Source organism: Bifidobacterium sp. FKU (assembly GCF_026016385.1).
GTDB classification, from domain to species: Bacteria; Actinomycetota; Actinomycetes; order Actinomycetales; family Bifidobacteriaceae; genus Bifidobacterium; species Bifidobacterium infantis.
This window is the reverse complement of the sequence record NZ_CP092888.1, coordinates 375196-393108: the sequence shown is the minus strand read 5'-3', so window position 1 is coordinate 393108 and position 17913 is coordinate 375196. Positions and strand designations below refer to the sequence as shown.

The following is a 17913-nucleotide window of genomic DNA, read 5'->3' as shown; positions in this document are numbered from 1 at the left end:
GGCATTCTTTCTTGGGTGCGGGCGGTGTTCATGATTCCCATGACCACCCCAGTCAGCCTACGGCTGACCACCCCAGTCAGCGGGGGCGGAGTGGTAGGTTATTCGGCTTTGAGGGTGGGCTTTTTGGTGCGCGAGCGGATGGCGGCGTTGATGGGCACCTGGTGCGGGCAGGGCATCGAGAACACGTGCGCCGGATTATTGATGGCGGGTACTGGCGCGCCATCGGCATCGCGCAGGCCGGTTTCCGGCACGGTAAAGACCAATGGTCTCTCGCCAGGCAGCAGGAATTCGACCTGTTGACCGGGCTCAATCTTGTTACGGCTCATCAGCGTGACACGTCCGTCTTCGTCCGCGCTCCAGCTCAGCACTTCGCCCACTACCAGCCATGAGCGGAAGTAGGCGGAGCGGTCGGTGTTCTGTGTGACCTTGTGCTCCGGGTAATAGAAGCCGGTGGAGTAGTCGCGGTGGGCCACCTTGTCGGTTTCCTCGAGCAGCCATTCGGGCAGTTCGACGTGTGGGGCCGGGCGAACGGCCGCATGTTTCCAATCGGTCTCAATCTGTTCGACCGCGGTGTTGGACTTGCGGCGCGTGGAACGGGCGTGAGAGCTCATGCCGTCGGGTTCGACGGCGGTGCCGGCCGGCGTACCAGAGGCAGTTGAGTCGACGGCATCAGCAACCGTCACGCGGTCACGTTCTGCGGCAACCGAGCCGGTGACCGAATCGGCAACCGCAGTATCAGAGCCACGGTCATATCCCTCATCGGCCACACCGGCGAACGCGGCATCAGCATTGCGCATCACTTGATCTTCGGTTCCTTGGCCAAAATCGGGGTCGCCCGGGCGAATCACACGGTCATGGAAAGGCTTCAAAACATTGCCATCAGCGTCTTCAAAACCGCGTTGAATCATGTATTCATTAACCGCGGTTTTGTAGGCGTTGGTCATGGCGGCGATATAGTAGGCGCTTTTCGCGCGGCCTTCGATTTTGAGGCTGGTGGCACCGGAGTCAATCAAATCATCCAAGTGCCCCAGCATATTCATGTCCTGCGAATTGAACAGATAGGCGCCGTTCTCGGTCTGCTCGATCGGGAAGTACTGGCCGGGGCGCTTCTCTTCCACGATCGAATACTTCCAGCGGCATGGCTGGGCGCATTCGCCGTGATTGCCATCGCGGCCGGTCAGATAGTTGGAGAACAGGCAGCGGCCGGAGAAGGCCATGCACATAGCACCGTGGACGAAGCATTCGATGTCGAGGTCATCGGGAATGTTGGCGCGAATATCACGCACGGCCTGCAAGTCCATCTCGCGGGCCAACACCACACGGCGAGCACCAAGCTCGTAGAAGGCGTTCGCAGCCTGATAATTAGTCACGCCGGCCTGGGTGGAGACGTGCAGTTCCAGATTCGGAGCCACCTGACGGGCCATCATCATCACGCCAATATCGGAGACGATCAGCGCGTCCACGCCGGTGTCTTTGAGCTGGCCGACGTACTCGCGCATGGCTTCGATCTCGTTGTTGCGCGGCAGCACGTTGCAGGTCACGTACACGCGAGCGCCGCGTTCATGGGCGTAGCGCGATCCTTCCTCGAAATCCTCAAGGCTAAGGTTTTTGGGAGCCGATCGCATGCCGAAGGCTTTGCCGCCGCAGTAGACGGCGTCGGCACCATAATCGACCGCGGTTTTCAGACCCCTCAGGTTGCCGGCCGGGGACAACACTTCGGGCTTTTTGCGGGTGGGGATTCTCATCGTCGTATTCATCACCGCAATAGTGTAGTGGTGGCCGTGTAATGCGGGCGGGGCTACCGTTAGGCTGGATAACATGAAGATCGATATCGTGAGCGTGTTCCCCGAATACTTTGAGGTGATGAACCTCAGCCTGATGGGCAAAGCCCAGGCCAAGGGATTGTTGGAGATCAAGGCGCATAACCTGCGCGACTGGACCCACGATGTGCATCATTCGGTGGATGACACGCCAGTCGGCGGCGGTGCCGGCATGGTGATGAAGCCCGAAGTGTGGAGCGAATGCCTGGACGAACTGCTGGGATTCTCGCGGCCGTCTGACTCCTCCGCCCCATCCGGCACACCGGTGCTCATCTTCCCGAACCCATCGGCCCCGTTGTTTACCCAGCGCGACGCCACCGAGCTCAGCCATGCCGACCATCTGCTGTTCGGCTGCGGCCGGTATGAGGGCTACGATGCGCGCATCCCGGACTACTACCGCTCCCAGGGCGTCGATGTACGCGAATATTCGATTGGCGACTATGTGCTGAACGGTGGCGAAGTAGCGGTATCGGTGATGCTTGAGGCCATCACCCGCCTGATGCCCGGGTTCATGGGCAATCCCGATTCGATCGTGGAGGAGTCCTATACCGGCGAGGGCGCACTGCTTGAACATCGCCAGTACACCAAGCCCGCCGTGTGGCGTGGTATTGCGGTGCCGGACGTGCTGTTGTCCGGCGACCACGGCAAGGTGGACCGTTTTCGCCGCGACGAAGCGCTGGCCCGCACCGCCGAGATTCGGCCAGACCTTATCGCGGCACTGGATTGCAAGGCGCTGGATAAGGCCGACCGCAAGACCCTGATGGCCTTGGGCTGGGAGGTCTCCGCCGCCCATCCGCGCCGGCTCGCCGATTAATTCACCACACGGTGGGAGATTCACTACGCGGCGGAATCGTCGGAACGCTCTATATCCGAGTCGTCATCCGCGGATTCGATGTAGAAGACGGCGGTTTCGCCGTAGTTGCGGCTTTCAGTGATTTGCCAGCCTTCGGGGGCGGTGGGGGTGTTGGAGCGTACCGAGCGTTCGAGCATAATCACGGTGTTCTCGTTGGTGGCGCTGCCCACCGCCAGATTGGCCAACAACTGATTGCATTCAGCGGTCTCATAGGCGTAGGGCGGATCAATGAATATCACGTCAAAGGATTCACCAAAGCCGCCAGCCACTTGCTCGGTTTTTTTGACCAGCACACGGGCCTTGAGCGAAGCATCCCACGAACGATTCTTCTGTAACTGCGACAAGGTCTTGGTAATCAGCGCCGCCGCAGGCCGGGAACTTTCCACGGCCACGAGTTCTCGCGCGCCACGGCTCAGCGCTTCGATGCCCAACGCACCAGTACCGGCGAACAGGTCCAGTACGCGGGCGTCATCCAGCACTCCCCATGAGTCGAGGTGCGAGAAAATCGCCTCTTTGGTGCGATCCGTGGTAGGCCGGGTACCCGTTTTCGGCGTAGCAAGCGCCACGCCCTTGAATCGTCCAGAAATTACACGCATAGCTTTCACTGTACAGGCTCATCTACGCATACCAATCATGAACAACAATGGGGTGCTCGAAGCGCACCAATGATATAGTGCACTTCGAGTGCCCCTTGCTCGGATGCTCTGGGCGGCCTGCGCAATGATCTAATGCAGGCCGCCTTTTATGTCAATGTCGATGTATGTCTGCGCTGGTCTGTGCTATAGCATCACCTTCCTTACTCCATACTTATGCGGCACTTATGCTGCAACGGTGCTTGCCACGCCGCATGCGCCGACCGGCACGGGACGATCATCACCGTCCGAGCCAAGGTGCAACAACGACGCACGCGGAATTGAGGACACACCTCCGGCAAGCGGATGAGCCAGCGGGGACGCAACCGGCGCAGAAAGCGAAGGAACACCCGATGAAGCGACTACAGAAGCTCCGGAAGCCGAAGCCACTGGCGTCGCGACCGGAGCAAGCACCGGCTGAGACACCGTATCCGCGCGATGCCTGCCGCCCCTGACTTTGCCGATCGCTGCATCTGCCGCTGAAGGTCTCACCGCCCCAGCTCCGGCAGTCGACGCAGCTGCAGCCACACCAGCTAGACCAACCGGCACTCCTGCCGGTGCCGTGGCGGAACGCGAACGGGCACGGGAACGGGAGTGGGCACGGGCTCGCGCACCAGCCAACACATCGTCATCCAGCTCGCCGGTCTGCCGAGCCACAATCGTGGCACAAGTAACGGCCGCAGACACATTGGCCATGGTGCTGGGCATGCCGACGATATTGCTCACCGGCACCAATGGCACCAGCAGTTGCACCGGCAAGCCAACGGCGGTAAACACCGTAGTAGCGGTGACGATGGCGGTTCCCGGCACGCCTGCCGTACCGATCGAAGCAAACAATCCGATCACGGCAAGCGCCACATACTCCCCTGGTCCGTAATCGAGTCCAAGAGCGTTGATGGTGAACACGGCGGACAGCATCGGCCACACGCCGGCACATCCCGGCATACCAATGGTGGTGCCAATGGGCGTGGTGAAGTTCGCGATGTCAGCCCCTACACCGATGGTGCCGATCTGGCGAATGCTCAACGGCAGCGTGGCAACACTGGATTGTGTAGTGAATGCAGTGGTCTGCGCAGGCAACACGGCTTTGAAGAACGTCAGCGCCGGTACCTTGGCCACCAGTTTCACCAGCGCGCCATTCACCAGGAACGCCTGAACAAGGTTCAGTGCAAAGCCCAACAGCAGTATGCCGAGCAACGAAAGCAACGCATCGGCTTTGGAGGTGGTTGCAGCAGTGGAGGTAGCGCCAAGCACCACCACCGCGTACGGCGTCAGTTCCACTACGTAACCGACTGCTTTGTAAATCACGTCCTTGGTCTGCTCGAAGAACCTCGTGATAACATCCACACTCTTCTGCTTGCTGACCGACACAATCGCAATTGCCAATACCGATGCAGTGATGATAATCGGCACCACGCGGTTACCGGACAAGTCACCGATGATGTTCTTCGGGAAGAAGTTGAGCACCACCTGATCGAACGGCGCAGTCTGCGAGGTCAGGAAGCCGGCCGTGGACTTGTCATTGACCAGCGTAACGCCGGAACCGATGTGCAGCGGGATCGCCACTGACAAGGTCAGCACGATGGCGATGAGATTGGTGAGCAACAGCCAACCGACCGAGCGCAATCCGATGCTGCGCAGTCTATGCAGGCTGCCCACATACGTGATGCTGGAAATGATGGACACGAAAATCAGCGGTGCCACCAAGGCGGTAATGAGATTGATGTAGATGTTTCCCAGTAGATTCAGTGAATCGACATTCCCGTTGAACGCCAGACTCAGCGCGATGCCCAGCATCAACGCAAGGATGGTCAGTACGCTGAAATTGAGTTTGAATACCGCACGCAGCAGGGCGATCAGGGCAAACAACACGATGGTTGCCACCCAGACCGTCACTGCGGTGGGATCGATGTTAGACAGCACTCCCATAAATCAATCCTTGAATTCGATGCCGTGCTCAGTGCTTGGCAGAACCTGAAGCATGCCGGGCATACACGCGGCGGCGAGCGGCTGCACCCGTCACGCCGACCAGCAGCAATACCAGCGTGGCCACGGTGGCCGGGACGATGGCGGAACCGGTGTTCGACAGGGACTTGACACCAGCAGCGTTCTTGGATGCGCCGTTCTTGGTACCAGTGGTGTTGGTTTTACCAGTATTGGTGCCCTTGTTGGCACCATTGTTGGTGTTGTTCCCGGTGTTCCCGTTGTTGCCGGTGTTGCCGCCAGCCAGACCCTTCTGCGCGTTGGCGATGGCCGTAATGGCACCGTCCGTGGCATCAATGGTGGCCGTCTTGTTGGAGACCGTCTTCTGCGCGTTGGCGATGGCGGTGTTGAACGCATCGACGTTGGCCTGGGCGTAGCCGTCCAGCGGCACGCTCTTGGCGGCACCAATGGTGCCGCGCAGGCTGGTCAGCGAGTAGAAGTGGTCGAGCTGGGCGATGTAGGCGTCACGATCATTGGTCACGGTACGGCCGAAGTTGTGGGCGGCGTTCAGATCGTCACCTGTAATGGAGTAACCGCCAGGAATGATTTGGCTGTCGTCGTAAGTCGTGCCTGCCCAAGCAAGCATGTATTCACGGGCCGTGGGCTGAGGCTTAGTGTCCACGTTGTTCCTCGCGCCATGATAATCCACCACTTCGTCAGTAATCGGACCGGCCGGCTGATCGGTACCTGCAAGTTGTGCTGTATTGTCCCTGTTGTAATGCAACAGCAACGGCACCTGCAGACGGGTTGCACCAGTTCCGGTCGAGTCAATCACACCGTGGCTGCCATCTTCAGTGACAAGGTTCGGCAGATAGGTGTTCACAAGGTGCGTATACAAATCGGCCAGCGGATGATCTCCCGTAGCACTCTTGCTGTAGTTATCACGAATATGGAACGGTGAATTCTTGCCGGAAGTATTATCAAGAATGGTGTCGAAGGTGTAGACGTGGTCAACGCCATACTTGGAGGCCTCCTGATTCACATAACGAATGGTCGCGTACGTATTGCCGCACCATGTGGCACCAAAGAAGATATAGTGGTTGCCTTCAGACTGGAGGATCTTCTCAAGCTCGCCATAAGTGACGGAAACCAATTTGACATCCTTCTGTTCGCCGGATTTGAACACGCTCGCCTGTCCCTGCGAATTATGGGTCAGATAATAGTCAACATAAAAATCACCATTCGTACGCACGGCAGCGTTGTTGGCAATCGCAGACAACGCAGTGCCCACCGTAGCTTCATTGGCAACGCTGTCGGCACCGGCGGCAACGCTCAGTACTTTGTCTCCAGAAGCATCCTTGTTGTAGGTGAACAACGTAGGCAGATCCACCACCTGAGAGGCGTCTTTGCTTTGGATGTCCTTCAGGCCGAAATCATCGACGGTCTGCTGGAAACGCTTGGCGAACGACGCGACCTTGTTGTTCTTGTCGTTGATGTTCACCAGCGTGGAGTCACCGGCGTTATCCAGATGCGGATCGAAGTTATACACCTTGGTGATGCCCTTGGCCTGTGCCACCTTGTTGATCACCGGTAATGCCTTGGTCACGTTGGCGTCCCACGTGCCACCAATCAGGATGGCGTAATTGCCCGATCCGTTCTTGAGGATATCCTCCAAACGTTCCAGCGTGATGTTCTCAAACACATGGCCGACCGGTAGATTGGTCACATCCGAATAGTAGTCAAACGGCGTATCCTCCTGGTTTGCGCCATTGACAGCAGTACCGTTGCCCGCCTCGACAGCATTGGCGCTGGACGGCAACGCCAGTCCGGTCAGGCCGAGCGTTGCGGCTGCCACCCAGGCAATGGCCTTGCCTGCCCAGCGGCCCCGTTTAGCGCCGTTCTCGTTTGCGATGTTGTTCATTATTGTTCCCTCCTCTGAATTACTGCTTATTGCCGGTGTTGTCGGCAGACTGACCGTCAAGATTGAAATCGAATACTGCAGTGGGTTGCTGGTCCGCATCGAAGTCACCACCGTCATCAGCCACATTCCCGGCATCGCTCACGGCGAGCGCGTGCTTACGGCGCTGCTGAACAATCGCCGAAGCAACCACGGTGCCAACCACTGCTGCGGCAATCACCACGATGGCAAGTACGCGCACCACAGGATTGGTGGGTTCGGGCTTGTCGATTACCGGGTTTGCGCTGGTGTCGGCCTCGGTATCTGAGGCGGCAGAAGCCTTGTTGCTCTTGGACTTCTTAATCTTGGCTTCGTCCTTGCTCGCACTGGTGTCGGAGGTCTTCTTATCGGTTGTTGAGTTCTTGTCAGCGCTATGCGAGGCACCCTTGTCTTCCGATTTTCCGGCTTCGGTCTGCTGACCGGCATCGGTGTTCACGGCCGTATCGTTGGAACCACTGGTTTCCTGGTAAGCGGCACCGCCGTTCTGTTGCGTGGCCTGGGGTGCGGCTTGCTGCTGAGCGGGTGCCTGTTGCTGTGACGGCTGCTGGGCGGGTGCCTGTTGTTGAGCCGGCTGCTGGGCAGGTGCCTGCTGTTGCGCCGGCTGCTGAGTCTGCTGCTGTTCCTTCCGTGCAGCCTGCTGCGCCTTGTAATTGGCGCAATAGCTGTCGAAACTGGCTTTCTGCGCTGATACATCGATGCCGCCGCCGGGGTTGGAATCGTATGCAGAACCACCGCTGGAGCAGCAAGCTACCGGATTATAGTTGGCCGAACAGAGGTCGCATACGTCGCCGACAGCGTATGCGGTGCCCAGCGCGAACTGCAATCCTGCCACCGCCAAAGCACTCACCGCGGCCGAGCTGAGGACTATGCGCAACGCCTTGCCTCGTTTGGTCAGCGGCGCACGCTGTGAGTGTTGTGATGAGGTTGACATGAGTTTCCCTTCTTTTTTCGATGATGAAAGTGACTATGAATGACGAGGCGCGCGGCTACAGGGGCGCAAACAGGTATGGCTTCGCCCAACTCCATGCATGACGACGCAAGAAGCCAACGAATCGATACCGTCGACCTATGTTGCGGAAGACGCATACAGCTGCGCCTTCACGCGATTGCGGCAATCACATTGTGGTTGGAGACATGGGCGATATGTGTGTTGTCTGAATACAAAAGGCAACGCACCACACCAATAGCAGCGGCTACCGTAGCCGCATAGGCATCAATGACACCGATAACGAAACAACAGATAGAACGGCAGACGCACGCGATACCCCCGGCGAACGTCGACTTTGTGACTGCACCAGAATATTCATGATGCGGCTCTCCTTGCTCGGTTCAAGCATCTGACCAGGATGCCCGCTCCGCCAAGCATCCCCCTGATGCCGTTGAGCGGAACTTTTCACATCGGCAGCTGCGGTGTTGCGATTCTCAGGAACCTTATCGCAATCGCTCTGTGAACGTTAGCCACATCTTAGAACGGCATTGACGGCAACAAGGCCCGTTTGTTATATGGACTTCTTATGACCGCATATCGCAGGTACCTTGGCACTGTGTTTTCCCTCAAGTTTTCGCACATATTCGGGGATTCGGCGGCCAGGCACTCAGGCATTCGACACCGACGTCAAGCGCTTGCCCCGCACCCGGGCCCCCACACCAGCGACCACCAGCAACAGTGCATTGCCGGCAATCAGCAACGTATTCATGGTGTACAACAGCCATGCAATAACCAATACATCGACCACAATCGCCGCGACACAGCCGACGCGCGGGAGCATTCGATCTCGTGCCAATGATCGGTATGCCCCGGCGGCAAGCGCAAGCTGCAACACCAGTATCAGAATCGTGACACTAGACGACACCGTTGTGGTAGACACTCCCACAATGAGCGGGACCACCCCCGCCACCAATATCACTGCCAGCAATCGCACGGGCGTACCGGTACGCGGCGACAGGCCAGACAATTCGCGCGGCAGCCAACCATCCTGACATGCCGCATGCAGCGGGTATACCATCCAGCCAATAGCTGCATTCAGTGTGGTGAGCAGGGCCAGCGCCGACCCACCAACGGTGAACGCTCGCACCACATTGCCAGGCACGGCAATGCGCGCGCTCACTGATATGTCTTGATTCGCCACGCGCGCTATGGGAAGCACCCCGGCATCCACCACGCACAGCAGCACATACGCCAGCGCCACCACGAGCAAAGACACAAGCATCGCGCGCGGCACCGTACGCCTCGGTGCACGGGCAGCCGCAGCATAGTTCGACACCAATGCCACACCGTTCATCATGAACGTCATGTACAGACACGCGAACACGAATACCGTAGGCGAACCGATAATCACATCCTGCGTGAGATACCGTGCCTGCACATGCGGTATCAAGGCCCCTGCATAGAGACCGAACACCACGGCCAACAGCAGTATCAGCAATACTTGTACCGCCGACGCTGCCCGCGCACCCCATGCATGGAGCGCCACGAATACCGCAATAATCAGTATCGCCACGCCACGTGCCACCAACGGCGGCACCGGCAGGAGTTGGGCCGCCGACAGCGCATAAGCCGCTATGTCAAATACGAGAAAACACAAGAGATACGCGCCTACTCCGCCCACATATCGCCCCACGGTATCGCGCAACTGCTGATATTGGCCACCGGGGCACTCACCTGAGCTGTTGAGCAAGAGCTGCGGAACAAGTGCGATGACGGAGAATCCCAAGCCGACCAACGCCGCGATCCATAATCCCGTACCAATAATGCCAATGCCTATGCCGGGCATTGACATCACACCCAGTCCAATCACACCGCCTGTTGCCAACGCCACCAGATGCCCGGTTCCCAACGCCGCATCCTGACTCCGATTCATCGCAACCCCCTCATGTACGAATGGTCTTGCCTCCACTGAAGCACATTCGGGGGCTTCCCGACCGTGATTTCCTCACGATCGGCATACGGAAAATCTATATCGTGCGATCACGGCGTGCGGCCTCGGCCTTAGCTGGAGGTGCCTCAGCTGGAGGTCAGGAAGGTTTCGTTGCCTCGGGTGAAGTCGAGGACGGCACCGGCGAGTTGGACCTCGCCTGCCAGTTCGGGGTCGGCGGCCAGAAGCTGCTCGGCACGGGTGCGGGCGTCGGCGATCATGTCGGCATCCTTGACCACGCGCAGGAGCTTCAGGCTGGACTTGCCGCCGGATTGGGCGTCGCCGAGTACATCGCCGGCACCGCGGAATTCCAAGTCGGCTTGGGCGATTTCGGCACCGTCGAGCGAGTGGTGAATCACTTCGAGCCGTTGCTCGGCCGGGGAGCCGGGTTCCGCACGGGAAATAAGGAACGCCCACGAGTTGGTGCCGCCACGCCCCACGCGGCCGCGCAGCTGATGCAACTGAGAGAGGCCGTATCGGTCGGCATCAAAGATGACGATGCAGCTGGCCTGCTTGACGTCCACGCCGACTTCGATCACCGTGGTGGACACCAGGATCGGAGTCTCGCCGCCGGCAAAATCGGCCATGACCTGGGTTTTGACGTCATCCTTGTCGCGGCCGGTCAGAGTCGCAAACCGAATGCCTTGGAATTGCGGGAGTTTCTGCAACCGGTCGGCGATTTCGGCCACCGCATGCAATGGCGGGCGAGCCACGGTTTCGCCGTTCTCGTCGAAGGTTTCGTAGGGATCGTCGATGCCGATGGCGTCGGCCGCCGCGCGCGTTGCACGGCCGCCCGCAGCTGTGCGGGCGCTGGAACCAGATGCTGCGGCGCGTCCGCGGGCAGAACCGGCTGCTGACGAAACGCCGGAACCGCCTTCGTTCTCCTCATCATCCGCATCAATGCGCGGGCACACGATATAGGCCTGCTCCCCCGCGTCGACTCGCGCGCGAATGTGCGCGAACATACGCCCCATGGTGGCGGCGTCGGCCTCATTAACCACCACGGTGCGAATCGGTTTGCGGCCGCCGGGCAATTCGGTGAGCCAGGAAATATCGAGATCACCGAACCAAGTCATGGCGGCGGTGCGCGGGATGGGCGTGGCGGTCATCACCAGTAGATGCGGCGTGGTGCCGTCGTCGGTTTTGGCGTTGAGACTTTCGCGCTGTTCCACACCGAACCGGTGCTGCTCGTCGATTACCACCAAGGCCAAGTGCGGGGCTTGGAAGGTCTTGGAAAATGCCGCGTGCGTGGCCACGATAATGCCCGGCTCGCCACTGGCGGCCGCAGCGAGCGCCTTACGTCGCGCAGCAAGCTTCATGCCGCCCGTCAACAACGTGACTGGAATCGCTGGCTTGAGTTGCTCCACCATCCGGCCAATGGTTTCGGCATGCTGCTCGGCCAGCACCTGAGTCGGGGCAACAAGCACGGCCTGATAGCCGGCGTCTACGGCTTGGAGCATGGCAGCGAGCGCCACTACGGTTTTGCCGGAGCCCACCTCGCCTTGCAGCAGACGCTGCATTGGCCAGTCATGAGCCAAATCGGCGGCAATATCATGAATAACCTGCTGCTGCCCTGCAGTGAGGGAGAACGGCAGGGATGCGATGAACTGATCGCGCAGACTGTCGGTTACCAACGGGCAAGAGTGAGCCGCGGATTTATGGGCGTGCGACCTGGCTTTAAGCAGCGAGGTCTGCGAAACGAAAGCCTCCTCATAGCGCAGGGTTTCGATGGCTTCCTTGAACCGGGACGTGGAGGACGGATCATGAATGGCCAGGAACGCCTCAGCCCGATGCATGAGGTTCTTGGCCTTGCGCACCGATTCGGGCAGCACATCTGGGATGGATTGGGAGAGCGCCTCAGCACCGGATTCGGCGGTCGTGCCGGACTTCTCTTCCCCGTTTTGGACGGCGATGGTGTCGGTCGTGGGAGCCACGATGTCGGCTGACCCAGCGCCAGCGAGTTGCCCGTCAGGCGTGGATGACGTGCGGGCCCCCATCATCCACAGCAATCCCAGAATCGTCTCATGAATATGTTCGGATGAAATACGCGAACTGGCGTGATATACCGGGCGGGGCCGGCAGACGCGGGTAAGCGCCTCTTGCACGGTATCGGCGTCGTATTTCAGCGCGGCCCCGGAAGGGGCAGCCGCGGCCGGCGGATACGCGGACTGCGCACTGGCATACGGATCGGTACTTCCCGCAAACGCGCCATTGCCGGATGCCGCGCCCCGAGCGTAACCCTCAAGCCCCGCTCCTGTTCCGGCCGACCCGGGCGCGACAGTGAGGATTTCGGGGTGCGTGAATTGCAGCTGACCCATGTATTCGCTGGGCATACCGGAGACCACCACAGACGTGCCGGCGCGCAGCCGCATGCTGACCCAATCCACATACGATTTACGATACGAAAAGAACGTGAGCCGAGCCGTGCTGCCGGGTACGCGACGCGAACGGGCAAAGTCGGCGTCGTCAACCGCCGCCTCGAGTCGGTAGCCGCGGCGAGCGTTCATCGGCACCACGCGCATGTCTCGTATCACGGCGGCAAATGCCATCTGCTGGCCGGGTGCGGCCTCGCGGATGGCGCGAAGCGGCACCGGTTCGGTGACGCGGAAGGGATAGTAGGTCAGGGCGTCGCCGACAGTGACGATTCCCAGCGATTTGAGCGCGGACACGCGACGCTTGTTGGTGACCAGCGAAGCGAGAGTGGTGTCCATAGTGATGCTCATATTGGCCTATTCTATTCGCACGGCCCCTTTAGGCCGCAGAAACAACAAAACCCGCTGAGCCGAAGCTCAAACGGGTTTTGCTCCACGTTAGTACGCGATTCACGCGGCCACGCGCTGAACCTTGCCGGCCTTGAGGCACTTGACGCACACGCGCAGGCGAGTGTTCTCGCCATCAATCGTGGTGCGCACAGACTGCAGGTTCGGGCGGAAGCTACGCTTGGTACGACGGTGCGAATGGGAAACGGTGAAACCGGTCTGCGGTCCCTTGCCGCACACTGCGCAACGAGCTGCCATGATGGACTCCCTTAACCTTGATGTGTCAAGTCTTTCGCGCATTCGACCGCCGGTTTCACCCGACATGCCGAACACACAACTTCACAAATATATAGCCCAATACCGACAACCGCAACTCTTGCGTGTATCATGGGCGAACTTCGGCGGTTCACGCGCGGTTCGAGCGTAACTTGCGAGTGGGCCATCAGCGGTTCGCGAGCGGCTCGGCATTGGTTCGCCATCGGCGAATTACGCCGCAAATCGTAGCGTTTACCTGATAAAACACGCCGGCCTGCCTATTCCGCATCCAGCAAACTCTCATATAATCTCGGTATAAGAGATAGCAAGGGACGAAGGGGTCCTCGTGCAACTTACGACGAAGGAGGCTGTCATGTTGAATCTCAGGCGAGGTATCGGCACTCACGAGCCCAGCGTGATTTCACTGGGGCAAGTCTGGGTGGACATTATGCTCAATGTGGACGAGGTGCCGGCACAGGGCGGATTCGCCGTGGCCGATCATCCGAAGCCTTCCATTGGCGGCAGCTATCGCGTGCTGCAGGCGGCCAGCCGCATGGGCGTGCCGACCGAGCACGCCGGCATTCTGGGCAACGGCCTGTGGGCGCATTTCATCCGCCAGTCATTCCAAGACAACGGCATTACGCATATCGGCCAGGATCGTCTTGATGAGGATTCCGGTTTCCGCGTGGTGCTGAGCTCCGGCGCGCCGAAGAAGACGTTCATCGCTTCCTATGGCGCCGAGGCTCATGGCGACGCGGACACGTTCAACACGCTGGAGCCGCAGCCCAAAGACGTGGTGCACATCAGCGGCAACACACTGATGGACCATACGGCCACCGGCGTGGACGGATTCCTACTCAAGGCCGGTACCGACCCGGCTGCACGCGACTACACGCTGGTGATTAATCCCACCAATACGTTGCGTCTGGTCAACGACCATATGCTTGAGGACCTGGTGCTTGCACGCCCGGTCTGGTCCTGCAACCGTCAGGAGGCCATGACGCTGGCCGAGCGCCTAGGCGCGCCGATCGACGACAGCAAGGTCACCATCGGCGGTGGACTCGACGACTTCATGCACCAGTTGTGTGACGGCTTGGGCACTACACTGCGCGCGCCGCTGGTGGTGCGTGTCGGCGCCCGCGGCGCTTGGATTCGTGAGCCAGGTGGCGAGACGATTCATATCGAGGGATACCCGACCAAGGCCGTACACACCCGTTCGGCGGGCGGTTGCCACACCGGCGTGATGTGCGCGATGCTGGCAAAGGGCCATAGTCTGGCCGAATCGGTAAAGATCGCCAACGCGGCGGCATCCATCGCCATCCAGCGTAGCCTCAACGGCGTGCCGCAATGCCCCGATTACGACGAGGCCATCGCGCTGATCGGCGAATAGTTTCCGGACGATTGAGTGGATTTCCTCATCTGGGGGAATCCACGATCGGCTCCCTTCAGTCCGCTTCGCGGCCAGCTCCCCTCAGCGAGGGGAGCTATTTTTCTGCCCTGGCTCCCCTTAGAAAGGGGCCCCGGCATTATTCACCCGCCGTTCAACCGGAATGGTCCCCCTACCCTAGTCCGCGCTTCTACGATAGATTGAGTTGAATACCGTCGAGGAGTGCATATGACTGATCCCACGAATGTCCACGAACCGGTGCCGCAAAGCGCCAAACTGACCGCCCGCGAAAAGAAGTGGATCATCTACGACGTCGGCAACTCGGCATTCGTGCTGCTGTCCACCGCCGTCATCCCCATCTACGCCAAATCACTGATGCCGGCGGACGGCAACATCGTGTCCGCCTGGGGCTACGCGCAAACCATTGCCTCCTTGGTCATAGCGCTGCTCATGCCGTTGCTCGGCTCCATCGCCGACGTGCAAGGCATGAAAATCAAGTTCTTCCTGGGCTTCTTCGGCACCGGCGTGGTCACCTGCTGCGCAATGGCCTTGCCGATGACCTGGCTGCCGTTCCTCATCGTCTACATTCTGGCGACCATCGGCCTTAACGGTTCGCTGACGTTCTATGATTCGATGCTCATCGACACCACCTCGAATGAGCGCATGGACAAGGTCTCCTCGCACGGCTACGGCTGGGGCTACATCGGCTCCACCGTGCCGTTCATCTTCTGCATCGCGCTGATCTTCGGCGGCCCGTCGCTCTTCGGCTGGTCCACGGTGGCTTGCACGCGCGCCTCATTCATCATCACCGCCATCTGGTGGGTGGCATTCACCATCCCGCTGCTTACCAGCTACCGCCAAGTGCACTATCGCGCCACCCGTGACCAGCTGGGCTCGGCCATGCGCGGCACGTTCAGCGAACTGGCGGGCACGTTCGGCAAGATCGTGAAGAACAAGCCGTTGTGGATGTTCATGATCGCGTTCTTCTTCTACATCGATGCCGTGAACACGGTGATTTCGATGAGTACCTCCTACGGTGCCGAGCTTGGCATCGACTCCACCCAGCTGGTGGTGGCACTGCTCGTCACGCAGTTCGTGGCCTTCCCCTGCGCGATTCTCTACGGCCGTCTGGCCGGCCGGTTCGGCTGCAAAGTGATGATCACGGCGGCGGTCGTAGCATACATGTGCATCGTGCTCTTCGCCGCGTTCTTCATGAAATCGGCCGTGGAGTTCTGGATTCTGGCGATTCTGGTCGGCATGTTCCAAGGCGGCATTCAGGCGCTGTCCCGCTCATACTACGGCAAAATCATCCCCAAGGATCACGCCAACGAATACTACGGCTTCTACGATATCTTCGGCAAAACAGCCTCAATCATCGGCACCTTCCTGGTAGCCACCACCACGTCCCTGACCGGCAACGCCTCGTTCGGCGTGCTGTCCATCGCCGTCCTGCTCATTGTGGCGCTCGTTTTCCTGCTGCTGCAGAAAGACCCGACGCGAAACTAACTAATTTGCGACGCGCAATCAGCGCTCGCGATAATCCTTGAACAGTTGGATGGCGGTGGCCGCGATTCCGCACAGCACGCCGCCGATAGGCCATGCGACCCAGAACATGCTTGTAACGCCGGTCGACCAATCACCGCGCAGAGCAGCTGGGCTCAGGAACAGCAAGCACAGGCCAATCAGCGTGGCTATCATCATGATAATGCCGCATACCGCGCCGGTCAGTTTGGCGTAGAAATCCTGCTCGCCCGCATGCTCCTTGCGGTCGTCCTCGGCCGCTTTGTTGTATGCGTTGATATTGAGCAGACTGTATCTCATGCCGCAGTAGACAAACCCGAAAACACCGGGCGCACAGAGCAGCAGAAAAATTGCGTTGGGCCAGCCATCGGAGACGCCGAGCATGTCATCGGCATACACCGTCACCGCAATGCCAATCAGAATAGCCGAGATGCCACCGACGATGCCGATTACCAGCAGCCGCAATTCTCGGCTGCGGTCCTCCCCGGTGTAGAAATCTTCTACGTATGGGTGACGCCGTTTGAAGTCAATACGCGACAGACCTCCTGGAATCAGCATCGCCAGCCCCGCAATCACACCCACACAGACGCACAGAAACGTCAGAAAATCGTTGAGCGGCGTCGCTCCGAGAATGGAATTGCTGGAATCGAACAGGTTGCCGATGCCAACCCCGGCGACAATCACAGCAACACCGCCGGCAATCAGCAGCGCGAATCGGCGGCGATGTTCATCATAGCCAGTGATATCCTGCGCAAGCTCCGCGATAGGAGCGATTATGCCCGCCGTTTTGGAAGAAGCGGCTAAAGGCGATGCCGTCTCAGCCGAGGAGTCAACATTCGACGAACCGGCCGCAGAAGCCGACGCGGCAGGCCGACTCACATCGCCAAGTACCAGATCATCAAGCGTGCAGCCGAACAGGTCGCAGATCATAAGCAGCTTGTCCATCTCGGGATAGGCCTTTTCGGATTCCCATTTCGAAATGGCCTGACGCGAGACGCCAAGCAACATGGCCAATCGTTCCTGGGTCAGGTTGCGTTGCGCACGTAGGTACTGCAGGTTAGCGCGAAAACTCATTGGAATGTCCCTTCATACGTAATCTTTATCATGTCATGTTCGGCCGATGGGCTCACTATGGCATGCCGTCCATGTCACCCGCCACCATCTTTGGGTTGCAATCGCCGGTTATTCGAGCGCAACCACAAGTTGCATCGGCGGAATTCCGCCATTCCGTTGACCTGAGCAGCTTTAACATCGCACTCCACGAGACCGAAGCTTTTCCAGCCATGCGAGGGCAGCTTGTCTCACCTGCCACCACGAATCCGCTTCGACCCACGTACACATCTGTGTACAGCAGCGCTCGCAATCGGTTACCTACGACCCATATGATTTGCTGAGCGACCGCAAAACACGCAATAGCCGAGACAACACCGTCAGCGTTAAAGCTTAAGGCGACTACTTGCCCAATAGTCCGGAAATCTGGCTGATGATGTCAGCGGGCAGTCCTGCTTGTTCGGCAATGGATCCGAGGTCCAGATTGGCACCCTGCTCCTGAATTGCGCCAGCGACCTGACTGATCTGGTCGGCGGAGATGTTTTCCTCCGCCAGCGCCTGCAGCTCGTCAAGTCGGTCGGCGTTCAAATGGTCGCCAACGACCTGTTGATTTCACCCAACTGATCGGCATTGAAATGCTCACCGATTACCGCCGGCAAATCACCAATCGAACCGAGATTGAAATCCCCGCCAAGCACATTGCCTAGATTGTCTGCGGCAAAATTTTTCAGGCTATCGAACAGTCCCACATGTGCCGCTGGTACTGCTTGTTCAGCAACTGCTGCAGAGCATCGCACAGACCCTGCATCAATCGCCGCTCTTCGGCAGACAAGTCCCGCGT

At 59.3% G+C, this 17913-nt stretch carries 14 protein-coding genes; 3 read left to right on the top strand and 11 right to left on the bottom strand.

Annotation, left to right across the window (positions count from 1 at the left end; translation table 11 throughout):
• Positions 1-98: 98 nt before the first annotated feature.
• On the bottom strand, positions 99-1745 hold the full coding sequence (locus tag MMB48_RS01800; protein WP_032744603.1) for a peptidase U32 family protein: 1647 nt from the start codon (positions 1743-1745) through the stop codon (positions 99-101).
• A 73-nt stretch (positions 1746-1818) separates the two neighbouring features.
• Here MMB48_RS01800 and trmD point away from each other — a divergent pair, with 73 nt between their 5' ends.
• Positions 1819-2634 carry a tRNA (guanosine(37)-N1)-methyltransferase TrmD gene (trmD, locus tag MMB48_RS01795; protein ID WP_012576781.1) on the top strand — a complete coding sequence of 272 codons (816 nt, stop codon included), beginning with the start codon at positions 1819-1821 and terminating at the stop codon, positions 2632-2634.
• Positions 2635-2657: 23 nt separating this feature from the next.
• Here the strand turns inward: trmD and rsmD are convergent, their stop codons facing one another.
• From rsmD to rpmB, 7 genes are all read right to left on the bottom strand, one after another.
• Positions 2658-3269, bottom strand: a complete 612-nt coding sequence (gene rsmD / locus MMB48_RS01790) for a 16S rRNA (guanine(966)-N(2))-methyltransferase RsmD (protein WP_032744601.1) — start codon at positions 3267-3269, stop codon at positions 2658-2660.
• Positions 3270-3491: 222 nt separating this feature from the next.
• The gene (locus tag MMB48_RS01785) at positions 3492-5234 is read right to left on the bottom strand and encodes a dicarboxylate/amino acid:cation symporter (RefSeq protein WP_032744600.1); all 1743 of its coding nucleotides are present in this window, start codon (positions 5232-5234) and stop codon (positions 3492-3494) included.
• 28 nt (positions 5235-5262) lie between these two features.
• The gene (locus tag MMB48_RS01780) at positions 5263-7149 is read right to left on the bottom strand and encodes a hypothetical protein (RefSeq protein ID WP_050496276.1); all 1887 of its coding nucleotides are present in this window, start codon (positions 7147-7149) and stop codon (positions 5263-5265) included.
• A gap of 19 nt (positions 7150-7168) precedes the next feature.
• The gene (locus MMB48_RS01775; RefSeq protein WP_032744598.1) at positions 7169-8116 is read right to left on the bottom strand and encodes a hypothetical protein; all 948 of its coding nucleotides are present in this window, start codon (positions 8114-8116) and stop codon (positions 7169-7171) included.
• A 664-nt stretch (positions 8117-8780) separates the two neighbouring features.
• Positions 8781-10046 carry an APC family permease gene (locus MMB48_RS01770; RefSeq protein WP_050496275.1) on the bottom strand — a complete coding sequence of 422 codons (1266 nt, stop codon included), beginning with the start codon at positions 10044-10046 and terminating at the stop codon, positions 8781-8783.
• Positions 10047-10189: 143 nt separating this feature from the next.
• Complete coding sequence (locus MMB48_RS01765) at positions 10190-12823, bottom strand: ATP-dependent DNA helicase RecG (RefSeq protein WP_080714839.1); 2634 nt, start codon at positions 12821-12823, stop codon at positions 10190-10192.
• 99 nt (positions 12824-12922) lie between these two features.
• Positions 12923-13117 (bottom strand): 50S ribosomal protein L28, encoded by a 195-nt coding sequence (rpmB, locus tag MMB48_RS01760; protein WP_007051452.1) that lies wholly within the window; start codon positions 13115-13117, stop codon positions 12923-12925.
• Between the two features lie 370 nt (positions 13118-13487).
• Between rpmB and MMB48_RS01755 the strand changes: the two genes are divergently transcribed.
• Both MMB48_RS01755 and MMB48_RS01750 read left to right on the top strand, forming a co-directional pair.
• On the top strand, positions 13488-14504 hold the full coding sequence (locus tag MMB48_RS01755; protein WP_012576769.1) for a carbohydrate kinase family protein: 1017 nt from the start codon (positions 13488-13490) through the stop codon (positions 14502-14504).
• Between the two features lie 225 nt (positions 14505-14729).
• Positions 14730-16007, top strand: a complete 1278-nt coding sequence (locus tag MMB48_RS01750; RefSeq protein WP_032744596.1) for an MFS transporter — start codon at positions 14730-14732, stop codon at positions 16005-16007.
• Positions 16008-16025: 18 nt separating this feature from the next.
• On the opposite strand, the gene MMB48_RS01745 is transcribed toward MMB48_RS01750, so the two are convergent.
• The 3 genes from MMB48_RS01745 to MMB48_RS01735 all read right to left on the bottom strand — a co-directional run bounded on the left by MMB48_RS01745 (position 16026) and on the right by MMB48_RS01735 (position 17821).
• Positions 16026-17096: a helix-turn-helix transcriptional regulator gene (locus tag MMB48_RS01745; RefSeq protein ID WP_032744594.1), complete on the bottom strand. Its 1071-nt coding sequence runs from the start codon at positions 17094-17096 to the stop codon at positions 16026-16028.
• A 378-nt stretch (positions 17097-17474) separates the two neighbouring features.
• Positions 17475-17660 (bottom strand): hypothetical protein, encoded by a 186-nt coding sequence (locus MMB48_RS01740; protein WP_007054784.1) that lies wholly within the window; start codon positions 17658-17660, stop codon positions 17475-17477.
• Positions 17657-17821 (bottom strand): hypothetical protein, encoded by a 165-nt coding sequence (locus tag MMB48_RS01735; protein ID WP_007054783.1) that lies wholly within the window; start codon positions 17819-17821, stop codon positions 17657-17659. The genes MMB48_RS01740 and MMB48_RS01735 overlap by 4 nt, the downstream gene beginning before the upstream one ends.
• Positions 17822-17913: the final 92 nt, after the last annotated feature.